This is a genomic window from uncultured Chloroflexus sp., assembly GCF_937129525.1.
Lineage (GTDB): Bacteria > Chloroflexota > Chloroflexia > Chloroflexales > Chloroflexaceae > Chloroflexus.
In genome coordinates this window covers 1-4292 of record NZ_CAKZNK010000039.1, presented here as the reverse complement: position 1 = coordinate 4292, position 4292 = coordinate 1, and the positions used below count along the sequence as shown (strand labels likewise).

Genomic DNA, 4292 nt, shown 5'->3' with positions numbered 1-4292 from the left:
GTTCGCGTCGTTGCGTCAACCGACCAGATCACATCGAGCGCGAAGTTATTGCCACTGAAGCGGTATGCTTCCAGGCCGGTGCCATAGCCGGTAAACGATTGAGGAGGGAAGCGCACTTCATTAAGGCGTTCATTAGCGACCTTCATGGCAATGAAAGCCGGTCGTGGCTGTTGAGAGCCATCCAGCAAACCGGTTCGGCTCCAACCCGATCCTTGCAGTGTATACCAGATATACGATTCAACTCCGACCGAAATTGCGCGGATTGATGAACGTATCAGAAAGTCTGCCTTCGCCTGTTCAAACGTCGGTCCTGAAACCTCGCATGATCCGGAAATCGTATATCTTGGGTCACAGCGTAGTCCGGTCTCGTTGAGCGAGATAGGTTTATCAATTCCATATCGCCGCATCACTGTGCGCAGGAATTCGACTTTTCCAACAGTTGCACCGCCCCACGACAACCAGTCACCGCTAAATGTTCTTGGATGAATATCGAAGTCAATGGTTGTGCTATCGACACCATCCTGCTCAAAGTAGGTCGGGTAGGTGTGAAAAGCCAGAATATCAAAATATGGACCGGCACCTGCTCTCAGCGCACCTTCGAGAAAATTGAAGGGTTTGCCATCGGTTTGTCCCCGACGGTTGTCAGGTCGGGCCAGGAGTAAACCACCGAAAACAACCTTTGCACCCGGGTCTGCAGCGCGGATAACAGGAGTAACAGTGCGTAACATTCTTCCGTATCGTTCACCGCCATAGTATTCATCATTCATGTCACCCCAGCACCCGAATGGATAGTCTGGCTGTACCAGCGCTGGATCAACATCTGGCTCGTTGCCTAATTCCCAATAACGCACGAAATACGGAGCCTGACTGTAGCGGAGAACTACCGCGCGGACAAAGTTGGCGAAAGCGTTGTGGTATTCATCAAGGATTGCAGCGCAGCGATAGGTGCTATTTGTTGCCCATGATGGATGGTCATCAATGATTGCTATGACAGTCAGCCCTAATTCGTTAGCTGCCAGTACATCTCGCTCAAATGTTTGGAAACTGCTGGCACTGAAACTGATAGGACTGGTTTCGGTTGGCTGCGCGTCGCGCCAGCTCAGAGTATTGAGTCGAACCCAGTTTGCCCCTAACACTGCAGCTTGTGACTTGACCAGACTCGACGATAGCCAGCCGCTATTGGTTTCAAATCCAAGTGGATTATACCGTGTCAAGGCTACCAGGGGCACATGGATTATAGAAGTGGAAGTAGCGACCTGTGGTTGAGCTGACGCAGGGATGGTGACAATCAGCAGTGTGCCGAGCAAAATGATCAGGAGCGAACGATAGTAGTTCAACGATACACCTCACTCAAAACTAGTGTCCGACGAAAGGTAGCCAGGTTGATAGACAGACACGTTGCTGCTCAATGGTATATTCCGATCCACCGTACAGCAACAGTTGCAATCGGCCATCGGCTAGCTGTGATGCAATGGGATCGCGCATGAGAGCATTCCATACGAGGCGTTCGTTAATCGTAATGACGGTTGACTCGGTTGGAGGCGGTAATAACAAATAGCCTTGGGTTCCTGCAGGTGCGCTGATGCTTACTCGTTGGGTTTCGCATTGTGGTTGTTCCCAGGATACGACAAGATCTCCTGTAGGCAAGGGAAATGTTCCCTGCACAAATCTCACGCCTTGCCAGGCTGGTTCAATCTCCCAGCTATTTGATCCGGTCTGGTACACTCCTAAAATGGCAGTGGTGAGAAACCAGGCTGGAGAACCAGCCCAACTATGGGAAAGACTTGCAGTCCAGCGTTGATTAGCGCTTAGATGCTCCCACCAGGTTGTCGCCCCCTGGTTCAATTGCCAACCGTAGAAATGCTTGATCAGATCGATAGCATCCTCAATTCGACCCGCTTTCCGAAACCCCTCCAATGCCCAAAATATACCATACAATTGCAAGTTTGCTCGTTCTGGTTGACGAGTGATCAAACCGATTAATGCATCTGCGATTGGCTGAACTTCTGACGCTGGCGTCAGATCGTAAGCGAGTGCCATTGCCTGTGCGTGAGGCCCCGGTGCAATAATCTGACCGTCGATGATAGTTGTATGGTAGCGACGCGCAGTCTGATCATACAGATGAGCATTGATGCGATCCCGTAGCGTTTCCGCCTCGCTGTTCCACCGGCTTGCCTGAGCGTGTTCATTCAGCGTCGTTGCAATGGTTGCGGCGGCGCGTAATGTACCGTAGTACATTGCATTGACCGGCGTGGACTGACCATAGCGGGCTGAAACAACGCTACTATCCAGATAATTTGTTAGCGCCCACGGTCCGACCGGAATATCTAGCAGGCCGGTATCTGAACGGCGATAGGTAGCCAGATGATCAAGAAAGCGTACCAGCGTCGGCCATAGCTCGCGCGCCAACGCCGGGTCACCGCTACGGCGCAGCTCACTGGCAAGGCTTTGCGCCCATAGCATCCCGTAATCGAGCATGCGGTGCGCGCCGGTATTTGGAGCAATTGCTGCTGGTGTGCCATCAGAAGCAAAATGATCGGCCAGTTGTCGCAATCCGCGGCGCAGCAGAGCATAGTCACCGAAAGCAACCTGATTGATGTGATCGGCGACAAAAACATCGCCCCACCATTGTCCACGCTCCCGCCAGGGTGTATCAGTGTAGGAATCTGTCATGTTGGGCAGCAGCGTGTCAATACTGACCTGCCAGATCTGGTCGAGCAGCGGGTCGCTGCTGGTGAAAGAGCCGCGCCTGATGACAGGGTACCGCTCCTCATTGATTTGAATCAGGCGTAATTCGACCGGGCCTGGTGCTCGCACAGCGATGAGGATATAACGACCGGCGCGAGTGTCAATAGTCGTGATCTGATGCGTTCGTCCATCAAGAAGCCAAGAGTCGACTTGATTCCATTCAGGATGAAGTTGTCCAGGGTACGGCAACGGGATGGCATTGTTCCATAAGCGTTCATCCCAACCAATATCAACGATACTTCCGTCAGGTCCATTAACTTCCGCAGTCAATCGACCATGTACAGTTCTGCCCAGATCGAGGATGACGTAACTGGCCGGAGCCTGAAACTGTAAAGTTAGCGATGATGATATGGATATGACATTCACCGCTCGCTGGTCGGGTTGGGGGGCAGATAGCAACATTCGTCGGCCTGCATGGGCAGACAAGCCAGGAGCAGGAAGTGAGTCTAGCCCGTCTGACGAGATCAAAATCGTCCATCCTTCTGGATAGTTCTGTAAACCGCTTACCTGTAGTGAATGAGCGCCTGCCATAAGCGGGTACGAGGTCGTGACAATTCCCGGTGGTCGGTTCGGCGCGGGAGTCCAGCTTAGTGGTTGACCATCGATCGTGATTGCGCTGGTGAGAGGGTCATCAATGCTGATCAGAGATACCATCGTTTGCCTGAGGGCCTGGAGAGGAATAGTGAACTGATCGACCATACCGGGTAGCTCAAGTGGGGTAAACCCAGGAGCTAACCATCCTCGCCCGATAACTCGCGCTGGAATAACGAGCTCTTCAAGCTGTGGGATCGAACGAGGGAAGAATGACTCTGGCTGCACATTGACCGGTACGACTGGTTGCCAGGCGGTCTCCAGATTGCCGGTCTTCCAGTTTGGCGATAAAAGTGACAGATCGACAATCTCAGTCGGACCAATCAGGCCCCAGCGATGTACCGGCGCGGAGTTACTCTGGTATGCTGCAAGCGGTGCAGCTTGCCAGTGCGGACCGGTGGCAGTTAGCGTTTGCGCTTGACTTTGCACAACTGCCCACAAGAATGGTCGTTCTGACTCGCTGCGGCGTTTAGAAGGCGCCCATTGTACCCGTACAGTCAGTGTATGTTGCCCTGCTGGAAGATCGCCAATCGATAGCAGATCATACTCGTGTCGCTGAGGTGAAAATCGGGCCGGACCTCGCCCGATCAAGGTGCCATTTACATACGCTTCGTAACGGGTATCGGCAAACAAGGCAATAGTGATATCCTGTTTTGGGGTTGGCAGTTCAAGGATGGTTCGAAACAGGGCAACTTCGTGATCCGCCGGGGGAGCTGGGTGCAGCCAGATCGGTGTGGCTTGACAGAAACAGAACGTAGAGGAGGATTGGACATCCCGAATCGGTAACGATGACAATAGCAAGATCAACACGCTCAGGATGCTAGCAGTTAGAAACCGTATCATAGTCAAGCACACTTACGTTACAGTAATTTCTTCCAACCACCCCATCATTTCGGCAAAATAGCGTTCGCGCGCCGGTTGTGGAGAGAGCGCCAGGTCATGAAAGCCGCCTT

Annotated in this window: 2 protein-coding genes; both read right to left on the bottom strand. The window is 52.7% G+C overall.

Features of this window, described 5'->3' with window-relative positions:
• Window positions 1-1337 (bottom strand): hypothetical protein (locus Q0650_RS03740; RefSeq protein WP_298816058.1); only part of this gene is annotated, 1337 nt, incomplete at its 3' end.
• Between the two features lie 19 nt (window positions 1338-1356).
• Window positions 1357-4182: an alpha-L-rhamnosidase gene (locus Q0650_RS03735; protein WP_298816056.1), complete on the bottom strand. Its 2826-nt coding sequence runs from the start codon at window positions 4180-4182 to the stop codon at window positions 1357-1359.
• Window positions 4183-4292: the final 110 nt, after the last annotated feature.

What these genes read in the sequence shown, in the direction of transcription:
- Q0650_RS03735 (WP_298816056.1), bottom strand. Translation starts at nt 4,182, where the DNA reads ATGATACGGTTTCTAACTGCTAGCATCCTGAGCGTGTTGATCTTGCTA.